A 22894-nucleotide genomic window follows, 5' to 3' on the forward strand; every position below is an offset into this window, starting at 1 on the left:
CTTCCCGGTCGTGGTCATCCCAGTACCTGCTCGCCGATCCAGCCGCCCTCCGGGCAGCCGGGCGGTACGGCGAAGACGGCCGAGCCGATCGGGGTGGTCCACTCGTTCAGCAGGTCCCGTTCGGCCAGCCGGCGTTGGATGGGCAGAAACTGGCGGGCGATGTCGGCCTGGTACGCGGCGAAGATCAGGCCGCTGTCCGCGTGCCCCTCGGCGGTCGGCGCGCCGTCGTAGTTGTAGGGCCGGCGCAGGATCCTCTGCCGGTCGTCGGTGACGCGGGCCCGGGTCAGGTGCGAGAAGTCCGGGATGACGGTGAGCCCGTCCGGCCCGAGCGCGGCGAAGTCCGGCTCGTCGTGCTCGGCGGCGCCGGTCAGCGGCGCGCCGGTGTCCAGGCGGCGACCCACCGCGACCTCCCGGTCGGCGCGGCCCAGCAGGTCCCAGGTCTCCAGGTTCATGCTGATCCGCCGCACCACGAGGGTGGTGGAGTCGCGCAGCCAGCCCGGCCCGTCGGTCACCCACACGGCGGTGTCGGCCGGGGCGCCCGGCTTCGGGTTGGCGGTGCCGTCGAGCTGCCCGAACAGGTTGCGCTGGGTGCGTCCCGGCTCGGCCCCGGCGGCCCGCCGGAAGCCCTGCTGCACCCAGCGGACGCCGGCGAACGGCCGGCTGTCCTTCACCAGGACGCGCTGGGCGTGGGCGACGGTCAGCGGGTCGTCGGCGCAGATCTGCAACAGCAGGTCCCCGCCGGACCAGCCCGGTCGCAGCCGGTCGACGCGGAACGCGGGCAGCTCGGCCACCGACGCGGGCCGGCGGTCGGCGCGCCCGGCGGCGGCGTACAGGCCGGGGCCGAAGCCGAACGTGACGGTCAGCCGGGCCGGCAGCAGGCCGAGTTCCGGTTCGGTGTCGGCCAGTGACGGCCGGCCCTGGGTGAGCCGGGCCGCGTCGTCGGAGAGCAGGCGCAGCATCCGGCGCAGCGCGTCCCGGCCGGTGCCCGGCCGCAGGGTGAACGCGACGAACGCGGCGTGCGCCTGCGGCTCGGTGGTCACCCCGGACTGTCGGGCGCCGTGGAACGGCTCGACCGCGTCGCCGACCTGGGCCGCCGGGACCGGCTCGGGGCGTACCCCGGGATCGCCGGCACGGGCGGCGGCGACCGCGCCGCCGCCGGCCAGCGTGCCGGCGACGGTGAGCGCGCCGCCGGTGAGCAGGCCGCGCCGGCTCACCGGGCGACCGGTGTCGGCAGGGTCGGTCATGAGGCCGGGATCATCTCCGGCATCGGGGATTCGCCGTGGCCCGGGGCGTAGGACTCCTGGGCGCCGGTGAACGGCTTGGCCACGGCGGCGAAGGTCTGGGTGCGGCCGTCGGCGAAGGTGAGCGTGAAGCTCAGCTCGTCACCGGCCCGCACCGGCTTGCTGACGTTCATCAACATCAGGTGGTCGCCGCCGGGCTCCAGCGTGGCGCGGGAGTGCGCCTTCACCACGATGCCGCCCTGCTTGGGCCGCATGACCATCCTCCCGTCCTTCATGGCCATCTCGTGCAGCTCCATCGGGGACACCTCGGTGGCCGCGCCGGTGATCGTCACGTCCGCGTCGCCGTCGTTGACCAGGGTGCCGAACGCGGCGGTCATGCCCTTGTCGGCGGCCTTCACCCACGGGTCACGCACGCCGAGCACGCCGGCCGACGCGCTCGCGGAGACCGTCGCCGAGGCCGACGGCGTCGCGGCGGTGGAGCCGTCGGCGGAGCCGCAGGCGGCGACGGACGCGGCCAGCAGGGCCGCGCCGATCACAGCCGCCGGACGCCGGAGCCGGCCGCAGGTGGTGGTGCTGGGCATGTCGGTGTCCCCTCGACGATCGGTGTTCGAACCGTTGGTCGGGACCGGGAGGCGGATAGTTCCGGCCGGTGCGATCGGTCACCCGCACGCGTCGGCTCCCTCCGTCCGGGTGCGTTTGTCGTCGCCTGGGCGACAACAAACGCACCCAGAACCGTCGGGTGCCCGCCCACCGCGGGCCCGGCGGTCAGCAGTTGCGCAACGTCGGGGACTGGTTGAGCAGCTGGCCGCGGCTGGAGGTGAACCGGCGGTACGCCTCGGAGCCGGCGGCGGACGGCCGGAACGCGGCCACCCGGTGGCAGTTCTGGAACGCCAACCGCACTCCGAAGTGGCGTTCCAGGCCGGCGCGGATCGCGTCGCTGGCCAGGGCGCGCAGCAGTTGACCGCGCTCGGCGTCGCCCGGTGGCGGGACGACGTTGTCGGTGAAGTCGGCCTCGGTGGTCGCCAGGTCGGCGGCCACCCGGCTGACGGTCTCCCAGGCGTACGGCAGGGAGTCGCGGACGCAGGCGACGAACGCCTCCTCGTCGACGTCTCCGGTCTCGGCGGCGCGCAGCAATGCGGGTGGGACGGCGAGCGACATGATCTCCTCCTGTCTTCGGAAACGACAACCGTTTCCATTAACGTGACGTGGTGAGCAGACCACGGGACCCGGATCCGGTCAAGCACCGGCACACGCGAAGCGGCGGGCGGCCCCCGAAGGGATCCGCCCGCCGCCCGTGGCGCACACGCCGTCAGCGCAGGCGCGCCTCGATCGCCTCGATGACGCGGGGACGCAGCTCGGCGGCGCGGACCACCGCGTCCACCGAGCCGACCTCGACCGCGCGCTGGATGCTGTGCACCCGGTCGAACTCCGTGGCCACCTCGCCCAGCTTCTCCGCCCGCACCGACGAGCGCAGCTCGTCCAGCTCGGCGGTCAACGTCGCGCGCTCGGTCACCGCGGCGGCCGCGATCCGGCCCTCCAGCTCGCGTACCCGGGGATCGGCCGCGGTGCGTGCGGCGACCTCACCGGCGAAGACCACGGCGGCGGCCGGCGCGCCGCCGAGCACCGAGGCGTACGAGCCCTCGATCGCCAGCACGGTCATGGCCGGGTTGAGCGCCTTGGAGAACACCACGAACGCGCCACCGTGGTAGCGGGAGATCACGCAGAACACGATCGGGCCGCGGAAGTTCACGATCGCCCGGCCGATCTCGGCGCCGTACTCCAGTTGCAGCTTGCGCATCGACTCCGGCGAACCGTCGAAGCCGGACAGGTTGGCCAGCACCACCAGCGGCCGGTTGCCGCTGGCCGCGTTGATCGCCCGCGCCGCCTTCTTCGACGAGCGGGGGAACAGCGTGCCGGCGGTGTAGGTGTCCGGGCCGTCGGTGGGCGGGAAGCCGTGCCGCGGCACCGACCGGGACTCGATGCCGAGCAGGCACACCGGGATGCCGCCGAGGTGCACGTCCTGCACCACCGCGGTCTCCGCGTCGGCCATGCCGGCCCACCGCTCCAGCACCGGGTGGTCCTGGTCCGCGAGGGCGCGCATCACGGTACGGATGTCGAACGGCTTCTTCCGGTCCGGGTTCGCGGTGGCGGAGAAGATCTCGCCGACCGTGGTGAAGTCACTGCCGGCCACCGTGTGCGGGAACGTGGTGACGTCCCTGTCCACCGGGTCGGTGGTGGTGGCCCGGCGCGGCGCGTCCTCGCCCGGCGCCACGTACGTGTGGTCGTAGTGCGCCATCAGCACGTCGCGTGCGGCCGGCAGGTCCGGCGCCCAGTACTGCGCCTGCCCGTTCGGGCCCATCACCCGGTCGTAGCCGCCGATGCCGAAGTTGTCCTCGGCGGACACGCCGCCGGAGAAGTCCAGCGACTGCTTGCCGGTCAGCACCATCGCCGAGTCGGGCGTCATGACCAGCACGCCCTTGGTGTGCATGAGCATCGTGGCCTCGGCGTTCCAGTAGGGCTGGGCGCCCACGGTGATGCCCGCCACCACGATGTTGATCTCACCGCCGGCCTGGGTGAACTCGACGATCCGCTTGAGCGCGGCGGCGACCCAGTCCATGTTCTCGGTGCCCGACGTCATCGAGATGCGGGCGCCGGCGGAGAGCGCGTACCACTCCAGCGGCACGCCCATCCGCTCGGCCAGGTCGAGCGCGGCGATCACCCGCCGGCACTCCGGCTCGGAGAGCGCGCCGAGCGACTTCGTCGGGTCGCCGAGCAGCACCACCCGGGTGACGCCCTGCGGATGCCGCGGCGTCGGCGTGGTCACCACGCCGGCCACGATCGCCGCGGCGTTGCGCCCCTTCGGCCGGTCCACCGGCACCAGCGCGTGGTCGGCGTCCAGGTCGTGCTCGGTGAAGTCGCCGAGCAGGCCGGTCAGCTCGTACGGGTAGACCGTGTTGCGGCTGGCCGCCCGCAACACCTTGAGCCGGTAGTCGTCCAGCGGCTGGACCGCCTCGGTCGGCGGCTCGCCGACGGTGAGCCGGCCGTGCCCGGTGACGTCGAAGGCGATCCGCACGCCCACCTTGACCAGTTCACCGGTGCGGCGGTCACGCTGCCGCCCGATGAACAGGATCTCCTCCAGGTCGGCGCCGACCGTCGTCGGGCGCACCCGGGCGGCGATCAGCTCCATCTCCTCGCGGGTCAGCTCGCTCGGCGGCCAGACGTAGATGACGATCCGGTTGGTCGGGAACCGGACCTTCGACGGCCGCCGGGACTGCGCCCGGCGGATCGAGTCGATGCAGGCGGCGACCGTGTCCTCGGTGGTCGGCAGCGCGACCAGCCGGCCGTCCTGCTCCCGCAGCTCGGTCAGGTCGCGCACCTGCGCGAACGCCACCAGCCGCTGGTCGGACGGGTTCTCCCGGGCGGCCGCCTGGAAGAGGTAGACCTCCTCGTCCAGCGACGGCAGCCGGGTCAGGTCGAACCCGTGCAGCCGCTCCAGCTGCATCCGCTGCGCGATGTACGGGTGCAGGCCGCGGATCAGCCGCTCCTCGGCCATCGCGGTCCCGTCCGGGCGGAACGTGAAGTGGTGGTGCATCACCGCGCCGCTGCGCCCGGCCACGGTGGTGGTGAGCCGGCGGACCCGCTCGGGCAGCGGATGCGCGTTGATCACGTCGAGCAGCGCGGCGGCGGTGGCGTCCTGGTCCTCCGGCTGGCTCTCCCAGGCCAGGTAGATGTCGGCGTCGACGGCCTCCTCGCCCTGGGACACCTCGGCCAGGCCACGCAGCGCGTCGCCGAGCGCGTCGAACCGGACCGCGGCGGAGACGACGCTCGAGGAGGCGCGGCCGGCCACCACGAACACGCAGCCCCCGGCCGTGCGGGTGGTCACCCCGGTGAGCGCCCGGTTGCCGTAGTAGCGCCGGGTCAGCACCTCCAGCATGGTGGCGTTGTCCAGGTTGTCCCGGACCAGTCGCTGCCCGAGCAGCCGGACCAGCGGCTCGGTGCTGCGGACCATGTCGGCGACGCGCTCGGCGCGGTCCGGCGCGTCCGGGTGGGTGTCGAGGTGCCGCAGGTGGGCGCGGACCCGCGCGTACACCCCGGCCCGGTTGCGGCGCAGCAGCGGCTGGGCGAACCAGGCGAACACCACGCCCCGGGCCAGGTCGGCGACGACCGGGAAGCGGACCTGGGTGGCCGAGATCAGCCGTTCCAGCGCGAGGCCGGCGGGCTCGCGCAGCGCCTCGTCCGGCGGCGGCTCCCGCAACCAGGAGCGCAGCAGCGCGGCGATCGCGGTGGCGTCGGCGGCGGCCCGCTGCTGGGCCAGGAAGATCCGGAACACCGCGGCCTCGAGTGCGGGGGAGCGGTCCAGCTCGGTGACGCCGTAGTGGCCGAGCGCCTTGGCCAGGCGGGCCCGGAACGGCTCCGGCGACCCGGCCCGCTCCACGTCGAGGCTCTGCAGGTAGGTGTGGAAGTGTTCGCGGGCGCTGTGCAGGTGGCCGCCCGGGCCGTCGTCGCCGGAGGGCCGGTTGCGGCTCAGCTCGGCCAGGTCGGCGAAGACGTCCACCAGCTCCAGCTCCTCGGCCAGCGGTCGGTGCCCGGCGTCGGTGGCGGCGCGCCGCGCGTCGAGGTAGTCGTCGAGCACCCGGCGCTCGTCGTGCGGGTCGACGTCGAAGCCGAGCAGCAGGCCGCGCAGGTCCTCCCGGCCACGCTCGGCCCGGCTGCGTGCCGGCGCGTCGGCGGGCGCGGCGGGCAGGTCCAGCTCCACCGCCGGCTCGTCCGGTGCGGCGGCGGTCTCGTCGTCGGTGTCGGCGAGCGGCTCCAGGCGCAGCAGCGGGGCGCCGGCCTCCACCTGGGTGCCCACCGCGACGGCGGACTCCTTGAGGCGGGCCCGGAACGGCGCGCGCAGCACCGTCTCCATCTTCATCGCCTCCAGCACCAGCACCGGCGCGCCGGCCTCGACCTCCGCGCCGATCTCCAGCGGGGTGGCGACGACCAGTGCCGGCATCGGGGAGCGCACCACGCCGCCCTCGTCGCGGCTGATCCGGTGCGTGACGCCGTCCACCTCGACCAGGTGGACCGGCCCGTGGGTGCCGGTGAGCAGCCGGTAGCGGACGCCGTTGACGACGATCTGCCCGGTGTGCCGGTCGAAGCGGTCCAGCTGGACGTCGGCGGTACGCCCCTCGCCGCCGACCTCGATGCCGACCCGGAACCGGTGCGGGCCGACCCGGGCCACCCGCATCCGGTAGCTCACGCCGCGCAGCTTCAGGTCCAGCGGCCGGCCGCTGCGGTGCTGCACCTGCGGGCGGCCGCCGGCCGCGGTGGACAGCAGCCGCTGCCGTTCGGCGGTCTCGTCCTCCTCGTACGCCTCGATCGCGGCGGCGGCCAGCGCCACCGCGGAGTGCCGGTGCGTGACGAGCCGGCCCTCGCCCCGGACCCGGTCGATCCAGCCGGTGTCCGCGCTGGCGTCGATCACCTCGGGCTGGTCGAGCAGGTCGAGCACGAAGCTCTTGTTGGTGGCCCCGCCCTCGATCACCACGACGGTGTTCGCCATCGCCCGGCGCAGCCGGCCGAGCGCCTCGTCCCGGTCCCGGCCGTACGCGATGATCTTGGCGATCATGGAGTCGAAGTCGGCCGGGATGGTGTCGCCCTCGCTGACCCCGGTGTCCACCCGGATGCCCGGGCCGGCGGGCAGGTCCAGCCGGGTGATCCGGCCGGGGGAGGGGGCGAAGTCCCGGTCCGGGTCCTCGGCGTTCAGCCGCGCCTCGATCGCGTGCCCCCGCTCGGCCGGCGGGCTGCCCTCCAGCCGCCCGCCCCCGGCGACGTGCAACTGCGCCTTGACCAGGTCGAACCCGGTGGTCGACTCGGTGATCGGGTGCTCCACCTGGAGCCGGGTGTTGACCTCCAGGAAGGCGAACAGCCGGTCGCCGGGGTGGTAGAGGAACTCGACAGTCGCCGCGCCCCGGTAGCCGACCGCCACGGCCAGCCGTTCCGCCGACGCCTTCAACTCGGCGACCTGCTCCGGGTCGAGCACCGGCGACGCCGACTCCTCGATCACCTTCTGGTTGCGCCGCTGCACCGAGCAGTCCCGGACGCCGAGCGCCCACGCGGTGCCCTGCCCGTCCGCGATCACCTGCACCTCGACGTGCCGGGCGCCGGTGACCAGGCGCTCCAGGAACACCACGCCGCTGCCGAACGCCCGAGCGGCCTCCTGGCTGGTGCGCTCGTAGGCGTCGGCCAGGTCGGCGTCGCTGCGGACCACCCGGATGCCGCGCCCGCCGCCGCCCGCGGTCGCCTTCAGCATCAGCGGGTAGCCGATCTGCTTCGCGGCGGCCACCGCCGCCTCCAGGCTCTCCACCGCGCCGCGGCTCCACGGCGCGACCGGCACGCCGACCTCCTCGGCGATCAGCTTCGCGCCGATCTTGTCGCCGAGCTTGCGCATGGCGTCCGGGCTGGGCCCGACGAACGTGACGCCCACCTTGTCGCACAGCTCGGCGAAGGCCGGGTCCTCGGCCACGAACCCCCACCCGACCCACGCGGCGTCCGCGCCGGTCTCCACCAGCGCACGTTCCAGCACCTTCAGGTCGAGGTACGGGCGGGCGGAGGCGGGCCCGAGGTCGTAGGCGACGTCCGCCTCGCGGACGAACGTGGCGGTGCGGTCGACGTCGGTGTAGAGCGCGACGGTCTCGATCCGGCTGCCGGTCTCCGCGGCCAGTTCCCGGACCGCGTGGATGAGCCGCATGGCGGCCTCACCACGGTTGACGATGGCGACACGGGTGAACACGTGACCGTCCCCTTCGGTAGACCCACGGTGGGGCGCCGGTCGGCGGCGTCGCCCCCGGCCTGCCTCACCCTTCCGGCTGCCAGCGAGTGGCGCCATATCGTAATCGCCGAACCCTGAGTGGGAGCCGTTGTAGGAATCCCACAAAAGTTTTTAGCCGAAATGCGGACAGCGCCGGACCCTTGCGGGGTCCGGCGCCGTCCGGCGCTCGCCGGCTGCGGTTCAGCCCGGGATCTCGCGGGGGTCGCGACTGCGGGGGTACGTGTTCTTCTCGCCGATCGTGCCGTCCTGCTTCTTGATCACGTGCTCGGTGCCGCGCTCGGCCGCCATGTCCCGGCCGGCCGCCTCCGCCTCCGCCTTGGTGTCGTGGCGGCTGCTCGCGCGTTCGTTGCCCTCCGGGCGGTTCTTCCACTGCCCGTCCTGCTGGTAGGTGTCGATGTCGCCCTTAGCCATGCCGTCGGCTCCCCTCGATCCGTGGTCGATGACAAATGTCTGCCCCGGGAAGCCGCGTGCTAATCCTGCCGCGTCCCGGGCCGGGAGCGGTGGGCGACTGTCGATTGCTCGATATCTTGCCGGGTCCCGCCATCTGGTCGGTGGGGTCGGATCGGGGTCGCCCAGGGGTGACCCGCAACGTGTTACTGACCAGTAAGGACGCGTGGGAACACCGCTAATCGCCCGAGTTGCCGCCGATCGGGCCTTCGTGATCCAAGTGCTGAGATGCGGCCCGACCGGCGCAACCGGAACTCTTGCCATCAATGACAAACATGTGACAACTTCGGCGGAGCCCGAACGGCCGAGCCTCACCGGCCGAACGGCTGCCCGGGGCTGCCGAGAGGCCGCCCGTGCTCAGCTCCAGGAGGTATCCACATGCGACTCTCCGGGTCAACGCGGCGTTCCGCCACCGCCCTCACGGTGGCCGGCGCGCTGGTCGCCGGCTCCCTGGCCGGCGCACCCGCACACGCCGCACCCGAGACGTCCGCCACCCCCGAGAAGGCCACCGCGCTCGCCGCCTCACTCGGCGACCGCTCGGCCGGCACGTACGCCGCCGCCCGCGGCACCATGGTCGTCACGGTGACCGACGACGCCGCCGCGGCGAAGGTCCGCGCGGCCGGCGCCACCCCCCGGCTCGTCACCCGCGGCGCCGACGAGCTGGCCCGTGCCACCTCGGCGCTCGACAGGTCCGCCCGCATCCCCGGCACCGCCTGGTGGACCGACCCGGCGACCAACCAGGTCGTCGTCTCCGTCGACAGCACCGTCACCGGCGCGAAGCTCGCCCGGGTCGAGGCCGTCGCGAAGCAGCTCGACGGCACCGTCCGGATCGAGCGCGAGGCCGGCACGCTCGGCACCCGCATCGCCGGCGGCGAGGCCATCTACGCCCAGGGCGGCGGACGCTGCTCGCTCGGCTTCAACGTGCGCAGCGGCAGCACCACCTACTTCCTGACCGCCGGGCACTGCACCGCCATCGCGGCCACCTGGTACGCCGACTCCGGGCAGAGCAACCAGCTCGGCACCGGCGGCACCGGAAGCTTCCCGGGCAACGACTACGGCATCGTGCAGCACACGAACGGCGCCGCGGCCGAGGCCAGCGTCTCGCTCTACAGCGGCGGCACGCAGGCCATCACCGGGGCGGCCGACGCCTACGTCGGGCAGTCGGTGCAGCGCTCCGGCAGCACCACCGGCCTGCACGGCGGCACGGTCGAGGCGCTGAACGCCACGGTGAACTACGCGGAGGGCAGCGTCTCCGGGCTGATCCGCACCACCGTGTGCGCCGAGCCGGGCGACAGCGGCGGCTCGCTGTTCAGCGGCAGCAGCGCGATCGGCCTGACCTCCGGTGGCAACGGTGACTGCTCCTCCGGCGGGACCACCTACTTCCAGCCGGTCACCGAGGCCCTCAGCGCCTACGGCGTGAGCATCCTCTGATCATTCCGCACCACGGAACGGGCCACCGGGCGACCGGTGGCCCGTTCCGTTCGCCGGGCGTGCCGCGCCAGAAGAGAAGTAGCCCCGAGAGCGACATACCTCAGAGGCATAATCATGACCCTGAGGTATGTCGCGGAGAAGTGCGCATTCTTCGAGAGGCCACGCGGCGTGGTCGCCGCCGGGCGTGGGCGGCCGGGACGCCCGTCGCCTATTTGCCAGTATGGCAAGGAAGTTTGCCGGGCAGCCGACCGGCGCGCACGATGGCGGAGCCGGGCTACCGACGCGCCCGGCGGCCAAGGAGGCAGGCATGACCGGGCACCACCAGCACCAGCAGAACCCGCCGGCGGACACCGACCCGGCCGAATTCTGGGACGACCGCTACGGGCAGTCCGACCGGATCTGGAGCGGCCGGGTCAACCCGGTGCTCGCCGAGGTGGCCGGCGCGCTGCCGCCCGGCACCGCGCTCGACCTGGGCTGCGGCGAGGGCGGCGACGCGATCTGGCTGGCCGGGCAGGGCTGGCGGGTCACCGCCGTGGACATCTCCGCCGTCGCGCTGGAGCGGCTCGCGGTCGAGGCCACGCGCGCCGGCGTGGCGGACCGGATCACCGCCGTACGCCGCGACGTGCTGGCCGAGGGCTTCCCGGCCGGCCGATACGACCTGGTGTCGGCGCAGTTCTTCCAGTCCCCGCTCGTCCTGCCCCGGGAGAAGGTGCTGCCCCCGGCGGCCGAGGCGGTCGCGCCCGGCGGCCGGCTGCTCGTCGTCGAGCACGGCGCGCCGCCGCCGTGGTCCGGGCTCGACGCCGACGACCCGCGCTTCGCCAGCCCGGAGGAGATCTTCGCCGCGATCGGCCTCGACCCGGACGGCTGGGAGACCGAGCGGCGGGGAGAGTCTCGCCGCACCGCCACGCACGACGGGCACACCGGAGAACTGGTCGACCACGTGGTGCTGGTCCGTCGCCGACGCTGACCGCCGTCAGGCCGGCGCGCTCGGCCGGGGCCGGGTGAGCAGCAGGACCAGCAGGCCGGCCGCGCACAGCGCGGTGCTCATGACGTACGCCCAGCGGAAACCGACCTGCGCGGCGATCCCGAGCAGCGGACCGGCCACCATGGCGCCGATCGGGAACGAGTTGGTGAACAGCGTGGTCGCCCGCCCCGGCTGGCCGGGCAACAGGTCCTGCACGTAGGTGATGGCGACGCCGGACACCGCGGCGATGAACGTCGCGTTGACCGGCTGCGCCAGCAACAGCACCGTGACGGAGGGCGCCGCGGCGGCGACCGCGTAGTAGGCGACGCCGCAGCCGGCGCCGAGCAGGATCAGCGGGCGCAGCGGGACCCGCGCGGTCAACGCACCCAACCCGAGCATCAGGGGGATCTCCAACGCCGCGCACAGGCCCAGCACGAGCCCGGCGTCGGCCGGCTCGCCACCCAGGTCCCGGCCGATGAACAGCGGCAACGCCTGCACGCCGAGCGTCATCGGGCACTGCACCAGGACGAAGGCGACCACGGTGAACGCCAGCCGCCACCGCGACGCGCCCGGCAGGTCCACCCCCGGAGCGTCGCCGGTCGGCCGGGCGGGGACGGGCAGATCCTCCAGCGCGACGGCGGCCACCAGCGCCGCCGTCGCGTACATGCCGGCCGCCACGCCGTAGACCAGCCGGAAGCCACCGACGGCGAGCAGCGCCGCGGCCAACGCCGGGCCGGCCACCCAGGCCAGCGAGAAGACGGTACGCAGCGCGCTGATCCCCAGGGCGGCCCGGCCCGGACTGTCCCGGTCGAGGAGCTGGCGGGCGTAGGCGAAGGACTGCGGGAACAGCGAGTTGGCCAGCGCGACGGTGGTCGCGGTCAGCCCCAGCAGGATCCAGTAGTCGCGCACGAACGCGGTCAGGCCGGCCCCCACCATCCCGGCCAGCGCCGCGCCGACGAGCAGCCGGCGACGGATCGGCCAGCGGTCCGACAGGCGGCCGACGAGCGTGGAGACCACGACGCCGGACAGCGGCGCGACGACCAGGAACACGGTCACCCGCAGCGGGCCGGCCCGCACCTCGCTGTCGAGGAACAGCGACAGGAACGGCAGCACCACGGCGACGGACACGCCGACGCTGAGGAACACCAGCGCCAGTGGGAGCAGCCGGAGGCGACCGGCGCGCTCGGCCGGCCTGGTGTCCACAGCCATGGCGTCACGGTACGCGGCGCCTCCGACGTCCTCGCGGAGGTGACCCGTACGCCGTCCTTACCGTCCTCGAACATCACGCCGCTAACGTCGGCTCACATGACGGAACGCGAAGCGGTGGCGCACCTGCTGCGCCGGGCGACGTTCGGGCCGACCGCCGACGAGGTGGACGCCGCCGAACGGGCCGGCTTCGCGGCCACCCTCGACCGGCTGCTCACCCCAGACCGGCCGGACCGGGGCGCTGCGGCCACCCCGGCGCCGGCGTTCGGTCCCGACCCGGCGGCGGCGCTCGGCAAGGACGCCGGACGGGAGCAACGCCAGCAGGCCAACCGCGAGCGCCGGGCACAGGTGACCACGCTGACCACGTGGTGGCTGGCGCGGATGGTCGCCGCCGAGCACCAGTGCGACGAGAAGCTGCTGTTCTTCTGGCACGGGCACTGGGCCACCAGCGCGCAGAAGGTCCGGTCGGCGACGCTGATGCTGCGGCAGTTGGACACGCTGCGACGGCTGGGGCGAGGCCCGCTCGCCCCGCTCGTCGACGCCATGGTGCGTGACCCGGCGCTGATCCTCTGGCTCGACGGCCAGCAGAACACCCGCCGGGCACCGAACGAGAACCTGGCCCGGGAGCTGATGGAGCTGTTCACGCTCGGGATCGGTGGCGGCTACGGCGAGGCGGACGTCAAGGAGGGCGCCCGGGCGCTCACCGGCTGGACGGTGGACCGGGTCACCGGCACGGCGCGTTTCGTCGCCCGGCGGCACGACCCGGGCCCGAAGGTGATCCTCGGCCGACGCGCCGCCTTCGACGCCGCCTCGTTCGCCGCGCTGCTCGCCGGCCGCCCGGAAGCCGCCCGGTTCGTCGCCGGCCGGCTCTGGTTCCGCTACGCCGGCGCGCAGGCGCCGGCCCCGACCGACCTGGCCGGCCCGGACACCGTCGGCACGCTGCGCCGGATCTTCACCGCCCCCGCGTTCGCGCAGACCCGCGACACCCTGGTCAAGCAACCCGTCGAGTGGCTGGTCGGCGCGGCCCGACAGTTGGGCGTGCGCCCGGCGGCGCTGTCCGAGGCGGGTCGGCGGCGTCTGCTGTCCGGGCTGAACGCCCTCGACCAGGTGCCGTTGCGCCCGCCGAGCGTCGGCGGCTGGCCGGCCGGCACGGCCTGGCTGACCACCTCGTCGTTGCAGGCCCGGCTGCGCCTGGCCGACCAGTTGGCCGGTGCCGCCGACGCGGCGGTGCTGGACCGCCTCGCCGCCGCGCCGCCGGCCGGCCGGCCCGAGGCGCTGGCCCGGCTGTTGGTGGTCGACCGGTGGAGCGACCGCACCCGGGCCGCCCTGGCCCCGTTGGCCGGTGAGCCGCGCCGGCTGCTGGTGGCCGCCCTGGTCAGCCCCGAGTACGCGGTCAGTTGAGAGGAGCGATCCGTGGATGTCCTGACCCGACGGCGGTTCCTGGTGGCCAGCGGCGTGGTCGGCGCGACCGCGCTGGCCGGTGGCGCCGCCGCGTACCGCCTGCGTGACGTGCTCGCCACCGCGGGCGACGGTGACCCGCGGGCCCGCACCCTGGTGCTGGTCACCCTGTACGGCGGTAACGACGGCCTGAACACCGTCGTGCCTCACGCCGACCCGGCCTACCGGGATGCGCGACCCGACCTGGCGTACTCCGCCGAGGAGGTGCTGCGGCTCGACGACGGCGTCGGCCTCAACCCGGCGCTCCCCGGCCTGCACCGCGCGTACGGCGAGGGCCGGCTCGCGGTGGTGCGCGGGGTCGGCTATCCGAAGCCGGACCGCAGCCACTTCCGGTCCATGGACATCTGGCACACCGCCCAGCCGGACCGGCCGGGCACCACGGGCTGGCTGGGCCGGTGGCTCGACGGCGCCGGCGGTGACCCCCGGCTCGCGGTCTCGTTCGAGCCGGCCCTGCCACCGCTGCTGGCCGGTGAGCGCGGCGCGGGAGCGTCGGTGCCGGTGACCGAGCGGGAGACGACGCCGCGACTCGGCGCGGAGGCGCTCGCCGCGCTCGGCGCCGCGGCGCCCGGGGAGTCGCCGGCCCGGGCCCGGGCCGCGGCCTGCTTCGCCGACCTGCGCGCGGTCGACGGGATGGTCCGGCAGGTCCGGGCCACCCCGGACGGGGACGACGCCGACGGCGACGGGGAGGCCGCCCCCGCCACCGCCACCGGCGGCGCCCGGGCGTCCCTGGACGCGCAGCTCGACCTGGTCGCCCGGTGCGTCGAGGCGGGCGTGGCCACCCGGGTCTTCTCGGTCTCGCTCGGCGGCTTCGACACCCACGCCGACGAGAAGCAACTCCAGCAGGTGCTGCTCGGTCAGCTCGACGGCGCGTTGAGCCGGTTCGCCGACCGGATGGGCCGCACCGAAGCAGGTCGTCGGGTGGTCGTGGCGGTCTACTCCGAGTTCGGCCGTCGGGTACGGGCCAACGCCTCCGACGGCACCGACCACGGCACCGCCTCGAACATGCTGCTCCTGGGCGCACCGGTCGACGGCGGCCTGCACGGCGAGCCGCCCAGCCTGACCGACCTCGACGACGGTGACCTGAAGTTCACCACCGACTTCCGGGACGTCTACGCCACCCTGCTGGAGCGGGTGCTGGACACCGACCCCGGCGCGGTGCTCGCCGGCTGGCGGGGGCGGCTCGCCGGGGTGCTCTGACCTCGCGACCGCCGGTCAGCCGACGGCGGTGGCCGACGGCGGCGCGCTCCCGCCCTGCGGCGCCTCCGGCGTCATCAGCCGGACGATCTCCGCGCGGTCGGCGGCCGACGGCAGCCCCCACTCCGGCCGGTAGCCGTACACCTCGCCCAGCGGGGTGGAGGCGGTCCGGCCGTCGACGATCTCGACGGAGTCGGTGCCGATCAGCCCGGGGTGTTCGACGCCGCACGCCTCGGCGACCTTGACCAGGTCCCGGCGGAGTGTACGGATGTAGTTGGCGGCCCGCACCGACTTGCGGGCCGGGTCCAGGCCCCGGGCCAGCCACGCGTTCTGGGTGGCGACGCCGGTCGGGCAGGTGTCGGTGTGGCACTTCTGCGCCTGGATGCAGCCGATCGCCAGCATCGCCTCCCGGCCCACGTTGACCATGTCGGCGCCGAGCGCGAACGCGACCACCGCGTTGTCCGGCAGGCCGAGCTTGCCGGCGCCGACGAACACCACCTGCTCGTGCAGGCCGCGCTCGGCGAACGTCCGGTAGACGCGGGAGAAGCCTTGCTGGAACGGCAACGACACGGAGTCGCTGAAGATCAGCGGGGCGGCTCCGGTGCCGCCCTCGCCGCCGTCGACGGTCACGAAGTCCACGCCGCGGCCGGTGTCGCGCATCAGCGTGGTCAGCTCCTCCCAGAAGTCCAGGTCACCCACGGCGGACTTGATGCCGACCGGCAGGCCGGTCTCGGCGGCGAGCAGTTCCACCCAGTCCAGCAGGCTGTCGCAGTCGGAGAACTCGGCGTGCCGCGACGGGCTGACGCAGTCCTGCCCCGCCGGGATGCCCCGGGTGGCGGCGATCTCGGCGGAGACCTTCGCCGCCGGCAGCAGGCCGCCGAGGCTCGGCTTGGCGCCCTGACTGAGCTTGATCTCCAACGCCCGCACCGGCGCGCCGGCCACCAGGTCCTTGAGCCGGTCCAGGCTGAACCGGCCGCGCTCGTCCCGACAGCCGAAGTAGGCGGTGCCGAGTTGGAAGACCACCTCGCCGCCGTTGCGGTGGTACGGCGACAGCCCGCCCTCGCCGGTGTTGTGCAGGCAGCCGGCGAGCGCGGCACCGCGGTTGAGCGCCTCGATCGCGTTACCGGAGAGCGAACCGAAGCTCATCCCGGAGATGTTGACCACCGACTCCGGCCGGAAGGCCCGCGCCCGGCCGCGCGCCGCGCCCAGCACCTTGGCGCAGGGCAGCGTCACGTCGTGCCCGGCGCCGGGGGCGGACGGCGGCACGGCGCGGCCGAACGTGCGGTGCTTGATGATCGGGTAGCCGCGGGTGTGCTCGATGTCGTTGTCGGTGCCGAAGCCGAAGTAGTTGTTCTCCTGCTTCGCCGACGCGTACACCCAGCGCCGCTGGTCGCGGGTGAAGGGCCGCTCCTCGTCGTTACCGGCCACGACGTACTGGCGCAGCTCGGGCCCGATCGACTCGATCAGGTAACGGGCGCGGCCCAGGACGGGGAAGTTGCGCCGCAGCGCGTGGTCGCGTTGCAGCAGGTCCCGCGCGGCCATGGCGGCGACGGCGGCGACGGCGGCGGGTACGGCTCTTCTGGCCCAGCTCATCCCGCCACTCTTTCCGCCGGGGGTGCCGGTCAAACTCCGGTGGAACCCTCGCCGCGCGAGCGGTGTCAGGGAAGTGGACCGAGGCGGAGGTTGCCCTGGACGACGAGGAGATCGTCACCCGCGTACGCGCCGGTGACCGGGAGGCGTACGACCTCCTGGTCGCCCGGCACACCGCGTCCGCGTACCGGACGGCGGTGCTGCTGGGCGCCGGTCCGGACGCGGAGGACGTCATCCAGGAGGCGTTCGTGAAGGCGTACCGGAAGTTGTCCCGCTACCGGGGTGACGCGTCGTTCCGGTCCTGGCTGCTCGCGATCGTGGCAAACGAGAGCCGCAACCTGCACCGCTCCCGCGGCCGGCGGGACGGGCTGGTGCTGCGGGCCGCGGCGGCGGCACCGGGGACGGAGGCGACAGCGGACGACGGGCTCGGCGCGGTCCTCGCCGCCGAGCGCCGGGCGGCGCTGGTGGCGGCGCTGCGCCGGCTGCCCGCCCGCGATCGTGAGGTGATCGCCTGCCGCTACCTGCTCGACCTCACCGAGGAGGAGACCGTGACCGTGCTGGGGTTGCCCCGGGGCACGGTGAAGTCGCGCACCCACCGCGCCCTGGCGAAGCTGCGTGGCCTGCTCGACCGCGAGGCGGTGCACCGTGGATGAGCTGGAGCGGGAGCTGCGAGCCCTGTCCGCCTGGCTGGAGCCGACCGCGCCGCCGGACGTGGTCGCCCGGGTCCACGCCCGTGTCGCCGCGCCGCCGCGCCGGCGCTGGCGGTACTGGTTGTCCGCCGCGCTCGCCGCGCTGCTCGTGGCGGCGCTGCCGCCGGGGCGCGCCGCGGTCGCCGACGCGGTGTCCGGGTTGCTGCGGTTCGCCGGCGTCGTCGTCGACACCTCGGGCGCCCCGGCGTCACCCACCGGTACGCCGTCGCCGCTGCCGGGGCAGCGCCCGGTCGCGCTGGCCGAGGCGCAGCGCCAGGTCCGCTTCCCGATCCGGGTGCCGACCCGGCTCGGCGCCCCCGAGCGGGTGCTGGTGGCCGACCCGGACGGCGCGGGCGCCCACCGGGTGGCGAGCCTGCTCTGGCGGGGCGGGGCGTTGCGCCTGGACGCGTTCGACGGTTCGCTCGACGTCGCGTTCCACAAGCGGGCCGTCGGCGCGGACGTGACGCTCACCCAGGTGCGCGGCGACTTCGCGATCTGGGTCGGTGGCCCGCACGCGCTGGCGTACGTCGATCGGCGCGGGACGGTGCGGGTGGCCACCGCGCGCCTGTCCGCCGCGACGCTGATCTGGCAGGACGCCGGGGTGAGTTATCGCCTGGAGGGCGACCTCACCGAGGGCGAGGCGCTCGACATCGCGGGCTCGCTGGGCTGAGCAGGGGAACGTCCTGGGCGTGGCCGGTGTCCTGCTGATGGGGTTCGTCGTCGATCGATCGGGGGTGCCGGATGTCCCGTCCGGGCAGGATCTCGCTGGTGTCGGTGCTGCTGCTGGGCGGCTGCGCGAGCGCCGGATCGCCGACTCCGCCGCCGGCCGCGTCGGGCGCCGCGCCGGCCGGGTCGAGCGCCGCCGCGCCGGCCGCGTCGGCCGGCTGTCACTCCCCGGTGGCGACCGGTCGGCTGCCGGACTGGGCGGACGCCGGGTTCAGCGGCGACACCCGGATGCCGCACGTGTTCGGTGACCGGGGCGAGATCGTCGCGATCCTGTTCGGGCACCCGCTGACCGTCAGCCGGAGCGAGGGGCCGACCAACAAGATCCTCTGGGTGGGGCGTCCGGCGTCCGCCTCGCCCGACCCGGCGGCGTCCACCACGCTGGTGATCACCGCGACGCTCGACGGCAGCGGCACCCGGGTCACCCGGGAGGTCGCCGGCGGCCCCGGACCGTCCATCGTCGACCTGCCCGCGGCCGGGTGCTGGCACCTGCGGCTGGCCTGGTCCGGCCGGGTCGACACGATGGACCTCGGCTACGCCGCCGGTACCTGAGGCGGGCATGGCCGCGCCCGGTCCGGGTAACGCCGGGTCATGGCGAAGTACACGAAGCCGGAACTCCGGGAACAGCTCAAGGAGGAGATCAAGGCCTCCGACAAGGGGGGCCGGCCGGGGCAGTGGTCGGCCCGCAAGTCGCAGTTGCTGACCAACGAGTACAAGAAGCGTGGCGGGGGCTTCGCGGGTCCGAAGGACGCACGGCAGCGCTCGTTGCAGCGGTGGGGCGGCGAGCAGTGGCAGACCCGCTCGGGGGAGACGCGGGCCCGACACGACGGCGAAACCGAGCGTTACCTGCCGAAACAGGCATGGGAGGAGCTGTCGGAGAAGGACCGGCGGGCGACCGACACCCGCAAGCGGCGCGCGTCGCGCTCCGGCCGGCAGTACGTCCCGAACACCGGCCCGGCGAAGCGGGCCCGGCGGGACGCGACCGCCGCCGAGCAGGTCAACGAACTGCCGGTGGCCGAGGCGGCCAAGCTCGTGCGCGAGCTCGACCGGCGCCAGCTCGACGCGGCGCTGCGTCGGGAGCGCCGCGGCCGGGCCCGCGTCACGCTGATCCGGCGGCTGGAGTCGGAACTCCGCCGCCGGACAGCGTGAGCACGGCCTACCGGCGCGGCTGCTGCGGTATGCGGGGCAGCACGAACGGCGGCCCGGAGTAGATGAGGTCCGCCTTCAACTCCTGGTACGACCGCTTCGGCCGGTAGTTCTCGTCGTAGACGGTGGCCAGGCCCTCCGGCGGGTCCGAGAACGCGCCCGGTACCCAGGAGTGCTTGTCGGTGAAGCCCCAGAGCGTGAACGACAGGCAGTGCCGTTCGGCCAGGCAGGCCCGCAGCAGCGTGCTGAAGTTGGCCGCGGAGGCCTGCAACCGCGGGTTGATCTCGGCGGAGTCGCCCGCCTGCACCCCGGCGGTCATCTGGCTGCGCACGTCCACCTCCGTGAACGCCGTCGCCAGACCCAGGCCGGCGAACTTCCGCAGCGCGGCGACGACCTGGAGGGTGTCGTAGTTGCCGTACTGGGTGCCCAGGTGCCCCTGGCTGCCGACCCCGTCGATCGGCACGCCGCGGGCCCGCAGGTCACGAGCCATCTCGTAGACGAACTGCGTCTTGTCGTCGGCCGGGTTCCCGGAGCCGAAGGCCTCGATGTTGTAGTCGTTGTAGAACAGCAGCGCCTTCGGGTCGGCGGCGCGGGCCCAGCGGAACGCGTCGGCGACGTAGCCGGGGCCGAGGTGCTGCGCCCAGAAGCCCTTGTAGTGCAGGGTGGACGGGGTGTCCCAGGGGTCGCTGACCGCCTCGTTGACCACGTCCCACTGCCAGATCTGGCCCTTGAAGTGGCGGACCACGGCGGTGATGTGGTCGCGCAGGATCTGCCGCAGCTCGGCGGTGTCGATCGAGCCGTCCGCGACCCCCTCGGTGAGCCAGGTCGGCAACTGGTTGTGCCAGACCAGCACGTGGCCGCGGACCCGCTGCTGGTGCTGGCGGGCGAAGGCGACCAGTTCGTCGGCCGGACCCCAGTTGTAGGTGCCCCGGGTGGGCTCCAGGCTCTCCCACTTCATCACGTTCTCGGCGGTGACGGTGGAGAACTCGGAGCCGGCCAACTCCCGGTAGCGGGGCTCGGCGGCGTTGTCGAGGGTGGCCATGTCGACAGCGGTGCCGACGTACAGGCCGTGGCGCTTGGCCAGGTCGCGCAGGCTCTGCGTGGTCGGGTCGTAGGGGCGCCCGGCGGTGGCGGGCACGACGTTGAGGGCGGCGGCGGTCGCCACGGCGACGAGGCCGACGGCGAGCCAGCGGCTCGGTTTCATGGTGGTCCTTCCGGCGAGCGCGAACGTCCGAAACTTCCGGGAACATTTCCGAAACTCGGCCGGAACGTTACGACGGTCGATGCGGCTCCGTCAATCGCCCGCGCCACCCCTCGATGCCTTGACGTGCGGAGGTGTTAACGTGAACATAGACGAACATCGTTAGAGGGAGGCGTCATGGCGCGAGGTCGATCGGTTCGTCGCACGCTGATCGCGCTGGTGGCGGCCGTGACCGCGACGGTCGGCGGCGTGGTCGTCGCATCGCCGCCGGCCACCGCCGCCACCGACGGGTTCCGGGGCATGAACTGGGCCGTGCTGGGCGACAACTTCAGCACCGGTCCGCTCGTCGTGCAGGGCCTCAGCGCGTCCGACAGCAACGCGACGGTGCGCGCCAAGGCCAACGCCCTCTACGACGCCATGGCGTCCAGCATGGGGGTCAACACCGTCCGGCTGCCGATCAACACCCACACGGTGGGCACGGCCTGGTGGGAGGCCTATCGAGGCGCCGTCGACGCCGCCACCGCCCGCGGCTTCAAGGTCATCCTCGCCTACTGGGAGGACGGCGCCGCATCCGGCGGCCGGATCACGAACCTGGCCGCCTGGAACGCGATGTGGTCCACGGTGACGAACACCTACGGCGCGAACCCGAACGTCTACTTCGAGCCGATGAACGAGCCGCACGGCTACAGCTCGGCGCAGTGGCGCGACGTGGCGGCCGAGTGGCTCCGCTACCACTACTCGGCGGTGCCCGCCCGGGTGCTCATCGGCGGCACCGGGTTCAGCCAGGACCTGCGCGACGTCTGCAACGACCCGCGCTTCGCCTCGACGCTGTTCTCCTTCCACCACTACGCGTTCTTCTACGAGCCGATGAGCTACGACGCCTTCCGGAGTCATGTGCAGACCCGCCTCGGCGCCTGCGCCTCCCGCGCGGTGGTCACCGAGTTCGGCGCGCCGATGAACGACGGCCGCGACTACGCGGACGCGAACAGCACCGACAACTTCGTGCGGCACATCAGGGCCGTGGCACAGGTGATGCGGGACAACCGGATGGGCGGCACCTACTGGCCCGCCCTCGGCGGCAAGCCCGGCACCATCGGGTACGACTGGTACTCGATGTTCTCGCTCGGCGGCAGCGGCACCGACCTCCGCCTGACCGTCCGGAACACCTCGGGCGCGGACCGGATCCGCTACGGGTGGGGCGACACCGTCGGCGGCGGCCCCACGACGCCTCCGCCGTCGACCGGGACGTTCTACCGGGTCGTCGTGCGCCACAGCGGCAAGGCCATGGACGTCCAGTCGCCGAACACCGACAACGGCGCGCGCGTCGGCCAGTACACCTACGGCGGCAACGCGTGGCAGCAGTGGCAGTTCACCGACGCCGGCGGCGGCTTCTGGCGCCTCGTCAGCCGGCACAGCGGGAAGTGCCTCGACGTGGTGGGCGCCTCCACCGCCGACGGCGCCGAGCTGATCCAGTACACCTGCGGCAGCGGCACGAACCAGCAGTTCCAGATGGTCGCCGACGGCACCTGGTTCCAGCTCCGGGCCCGCCACAGCGGCAAGTGCGTGGACGTGCCGGCCGCCTCGACCGCGGACGGCGTGGTCCTCAAGCAGTATCCGTGCAACACCGGCGCCAACCAGCGGTGGTCGCGTACCGCCGTCTGACGGCCGGCTAGCCGAGCGGCCGGCAGGAGGCTCGCACCACCAGCTCGGTGGGAAGCCGGATGTGCGCGTCGCGTTCCACGCCGGCGATCAGGTCGATCAGCAGGCGCAGCGATTCGGCGCCCATTCGTTGCAGCGGTTGCCGGATCGTGGTCAGCGGCGGGTCGACGAGCGCGGACTCCGGGACGTTGTCGAAGCCGATCACCGACAGCTCGTCCGGGACCGCGATGCCCATGTGCCGGGCCACGTCGAGCGTGGAGATGGCCGACAGGTCGTTCCCGGCGAAGATGGCGGTCGGCCGGTCGGGGAGCGCGAGCAGCTCCGCGGCGGTGCCGGCGGCCCCCTCGATCCGGAAACCGCCGACGCGGACGAGCCGTTCGTCCACCACCAGACCCGCGTCGGCCATGGCCTGCCGGAAGCCGGCCTCGCGCAGGCGCGCCGACTCGAGGTCGGGGCGACCGCTGATGTGCCCGATCCGCCGGTGGCCGAGGGAGAGCAGGTAGTTCGTCGCGAGCACGGCGCCGGCGAAGTTGTCCGAGTCGACGGTGGGCAGGCCGGACGGGCCGGTGTGCGGGTCGACGGCCACCACGTGGAAGCCGTGCTTGGTCTCGACCACGGTCGGCGTGACGATCACCGCGCCGTCGATGAGCGTCCCGGAGAGCCGGGCCAGGGATCGTCGTTCCCAGCCGATGGCCGCGCCCGCGCCGTCACCGCTGGAGTAGGCCAGCAGTTGGTAGCCGCTGCCGGCGACCTCCCGGGAGGCGCCCTTGAGCAGCTCGGTGGAGAACGGCTCGAACTCGGCGACCAGGATGCCCAGGACGTTCGTGCGGTGGCTGCGCAGGCTCTGCGCCCCCAGGTCGGCCTCGTACCCGAGGTCGTGGATGACCTGCTGCACGCGCTCGACGGTGGCCTGGGCGACGCCGTACCGGCCATTGACAACTTTTGATACGGTCGCCACCGAGACACCTGCGGTACGTGCCACGTCGGACATCTTGACGCGCTGCGGGAAGGCCACGCCGACGATGATAGAGGGCGCTGGTGGCCGCGTCGCGACGGTTTCGAAAACGTTATCGATACCGATTGACATCAAGTTTCGTGACTGTAAAACTCCCCGACAGGTAACCCGACTGAGCG

The 22894-nt window shown here is 73.7% G+C and carries 18 protein-coding genes; 9 read left to right on the forward strand and 9 right to left on the reverse strand.

Translation table 11 applies throughout. From position 1 onward, the window contains the following. Positions 1–14: 14 nt before the first annotated feature. From O7598_RS11475 to O7598_RS11495, 5 genes are all read right to left on the reverse strand, one after another. The gene (locus tag O7598_RS11475; protein ID WP_269691307.1) at positions 15–1244 is read right to left on the reverse strand and encodes a Dyp-type peroxidase; all 1230 of its coding nucleotides are present in this window, start codon (positions 1242–1244) and stop codon (positions 15–17) included. Further along, a complete protein-coding gene (locus O7598_RS11480; RefSeq protein WP_269691308.1) occupies positions 1241–1822 on the reverse strand; it encodes a copper chaperone PCu(A)C in 582 nt (193 codons plus the stop codon). Before O7598_RS11480 ends, O7598_RS11475 begins: the two co-directional genes overlap by 4 nt. Positions 1823–2006: 184 nt before the next feature. Then, the gene (locus O7598_RS11485; protein WP_269691309.1) at positions 2007–2399 is read right to left on the reverse strand and encodes an SCO5389 family protein; all 393 of its coding nucleotides are present in this window, start codon (positions 2397–2399) and stop codon (positions 2007–2009) included. Between the two features lie 151 nt (positions 2400–2550). Then, positions 2551–8013, reverse strand: coding sequence for an ATP-binding protein (locus O7598_RS11490; protein WP_269691310.1), 5463 nt, complete (start codon positions 8011–8013; stop codon positions 2551–2553). 219 nt (positions 8014–8232) lie between these two features. Further along, positions 8233–8463 (reverse strand): DUF2188 domain-containing protein, encoded by a 231-nt coding sequence (locus tag O7598_RS11495; protein ID WP_269691311.1) that lies wholly within the window; start codon positions 8461–8463, stop codon positions 8233–8235. A gap of 414 nt (positions 8464–8877) precedes the next feature. Between O7598_RS11495 and O7598_RS11500 the strand changes: the two genes are divergently transcribed. Together O7598_RS11500 and O7598_RS11505 are read left to right on the forward strand one after the other, a co-directional pair. Then, the gene (locus O7598_RS11500; RefSeq protein ID WP_269691312.1) at positions 8878–9930 is read left to right on the forward strand and encodes a S1 family peptidase; all 1053 of its coding nucleotides are present in this window, start codon (positions 8878–8880) and stop codon (positions 9928–9930) included. A 307-nt stretch (positions 9931–10237) separates the two neighbouring features. Next, positions 10238–10897: a class I SAM-dependent methyltransferase gene (locus tag O7598_RS11505; protein WP_269691313.1), complete on the forward strand. Its 660-nt coding sequence runs from the start codon at positions 10238–10240 to the stop codon at positions 10895–10897. Between the two features lie 6 nt (positions 10898–10903). Here O7598_RS11505 and O7598_RS11510 read toward each other — a convergent pair whose 3' ends face one another. Continuing rightward, positions 10904–12103, reverse strand: coding sequence for a sugar efflux transporter (locus O7598_RS11510; RefSeq protein WP_269691314.1), 1200 nt, complete (start codon positions 12101–12103; stop codon positions 10904–10906). Between the two features lie 96 nt (positions 12104–12199). Between O7598_RS11510 and O7598_RS11515 the strand changes: the two genes are divergently transcribed. Together O7598_RS11515 and O7598_RS11520 are read left to right on the forward strand one after the other, a co-directional pair. Next, positions 12200–13501, forward strand: a complete 1302-nt coding sequence (locus O7598_RS11515; protein WP_269691315.1) for a DUF1800 domain-containing protein — start codon at positions 12200–12202, stop codon at positions 13499–13501. Positions 13502–13513: 12 nt separating this feature from the next. Continuing rightward, the gene (locus O7598_RS11520; protein ID WP_269691316.1) at positions 13514–14755 is read left to right on the forward strand and encodes a DUF1501 domain-containing protein; all 1242 of its coding nucleotides are present in this window, start codon (positions 13514–13516) and stop codon (positions 14753–14755) included. Between the two features lie 15 nt (positions 14756–14770). On the opposite strand, the gene O7598_RS11525 is transcribed toward O7598_RS11520, so the two are convergent. Further along, positions 14771–16345 (reverse strand): FMN-binding glutamate synthase family protein, encoded by a 1575-nt coding sequence (locus O7598_RS11525; protein ID WP_269691317.1) that lies wholly within the window; start codon positions 16343–16345, stop codon positions 14771–14773. A 62-nt stretch (positions 16346–16407) separates the two neighbouring features. On the opposite strand from O7598_RS11525, the gene O7598_RS11530 reads away from it, so the two are divergent. From O7598_RS11530 to O7598_RS11545, 4 genes are all read left to right on the forward strand, one after another. Further along, a complete protein-coding gene (locus O7598_RS11530) occupies positions 16408–16995 on the forward strand; it encodes an RNA polymerase sigma factor (RefSeq protein WP_269691318.1) in 588 nt (195 codons plus the stop codon). Beyond that, positions 16988–17701 carry a hypothetical protein gene (locus O7598_RS11535; RefSeq protein ID WP_269691319.1) on the forward strand — a complete coding sequence of 238 codons (714 nt, stop codon included), beginning with the start codon at positions 16988–16990 and terminating at the stop codon, positions 17699–17701. Before O7598_RS11530 ends, O7598_RS11535 begins: the two co-directional genes overlap by 8 nt. Positions 17702–17772: 71 nt before the next feature. Continuing rightward, positions 17773–18306: a hypothetical protein gene (locus tag O7598_RS11540; protein ID WP_269691320.1), complete on the forward strand. Its 534-nt coding sequence runs from the start codon at positions 17773–17775 to the stop codon at positions 18304–18306. Positions 18307–18345: 39 nt separating this feature from the next. Further along, entirely contained in the window at positions 18346–18903 is a 558-nt protein-coding gene (locus O7598_RS11545) for a DUF5872 domain-containing protein (protein ID WP_269691321.1), read from the forward strand. 7 nt (positions 18904–18910) lie between these two features. On the opposite strand, the gene O7598_RS11550 is transcribed toward O7598_RS11545, so the two are convergent. After that, positions 18911–20104, reverse strand: coding sequence for an endo-1,4-beta-xylanase (locus O7598_RS11550; RefSeq protein WP_269691322.1), 1194 nt, complete (start codon positions 20102–20104; stop codon positions 18911–18913). A gap of 174 nt (positions 20105–20278) precedes the next feature. On the opposite strand from O7598_RS11550, the gene O7598_RS11555 reads away from it, so the two are divergent. Next, the gene (locus O7598_RS11555) at positions 20279–21763 is read left to right on the forward strand and encodes an RICIN domain-containing protein (protein ID WP_269691323.1); all 1485 of its coding nucleotides are present in this window, start codon (positions 20279–20281) and stop codon (positions 21761–21763) included. A 7-nt stretch (positions 21764–21770) separates the two neighbouring features. On the opposite strand, the gene O7598_RS11560 is transcribed toward O7598_RS11555, so the two are convergent. Further along, positions 21771–22775, reverse strand: coding sequence for a LacI family DNA-binding transcriptional regulator (locus O7598_RS11560; protein ID WP_269691324.1), 1005 nt, complete (start codon positions 22773–22775; stop codon positions 21771–21773). Between the last annotated feature and the right edge of the window lie 119 nt (positions 22776–22894).

The organism is Micromonospora sp. WMMC241, from assembly GCF_027460165.1.
GTDB lineage: Bacteria > Actinomycetota > Actinomycetes > Mycobacteriales > Micromonosporaceae > Micromonospora > Micromonospora humi.

Coding starts and splice junctions, on each gene's coding strand:
- O7598_RS11515 (WP_269691315.1), top strand. CDS start 12,200: ATGACGGAACGCGAAGCGGTGGCGCACCTGCTGCGCCGGGCGACGTTC.
- O7598_RS11545 (WP_269691321.1), top strand. CDS start 18,346: ATGGCGAAGTACACGAAGCCGGAACTCCGGGAACAGCTCAAGGAGGAG.
- O7598_RS11475 (WP_269691307.1), bottom strand. CDS start 1,244: ATGACCGACCCTGCCGACACCGGTCGCCCGGTGAGCCGGCGCGGCCTG.
- O7598_RS11555 (WP_269691323.1), top strand. CDS start 20,279: ATGGCGCGAGGTCGATCGGTTCGTCGCACGCTGATCGCGCTGGTGGCG.
- O7598_RS11505 (WP_269691313.1), top strand. CDS start 10,238: ATGACCGGGCACCACCAGCACCAGCAGAACCCGCCGGCGGACACCGAC.
- O7598_RS11495 (WP_269691311.1), bottom strand. CDS start 8,463: ATGGCTAAGGGCGACATCGACACCTACCAGCAGGACGGGCAGTGGAAG.
- O7598_RS11550 (WP_269691322.1), bottom strand. CDS start 20,104: ATGAAACCGAGCCGCTGGCTCGCCGTCGGCCTCGTCGCCGTGGCGACC.
- O7598_RS11500 (WP_269691312.1), top strand. CDS start 8,878: ATGCGACTCTCCGGGTCAACGCGGCGTTCCGCCACCGCCCTCACGGTG.
- O7598_RS11540 (WP_269691320.1), top strand. CDS start 17,773: ATGTCCCGTCCGGGCAGGATCTCGCTGGTGTCGGTGCTGCTGCTGGGC.
- O7598_RS11480 (WP_269691308.1), bottom strand. CDS start 1,822: ATGCCCAGCACCACCACCTGCGGCCGGCTCCGGCGTCCGGCGGCTGTG.
- O7598_RS11485 (WP_269691309.1), bottom strand. CDS start 2,399: ATGTCGCTCGCCGTCCCACCCGCATTGCTGCGCGCCGCCGAGACCGGA.
- O7598_RS11510 (WP_269691314.1), bottom strand. CDS start 12,103: ATGGCTGTGGACACCAGGCCGGCCGAGCGCGCCGGTCGCCTCCGGCTG.
- O7598_RS11525 (WP_269691317.1), bottom strand. CDS start 16,345: ATGAGCTGGGCCAGAAGAGCCGTACCCGCCGCCGTCGCCGCCGTCGCC.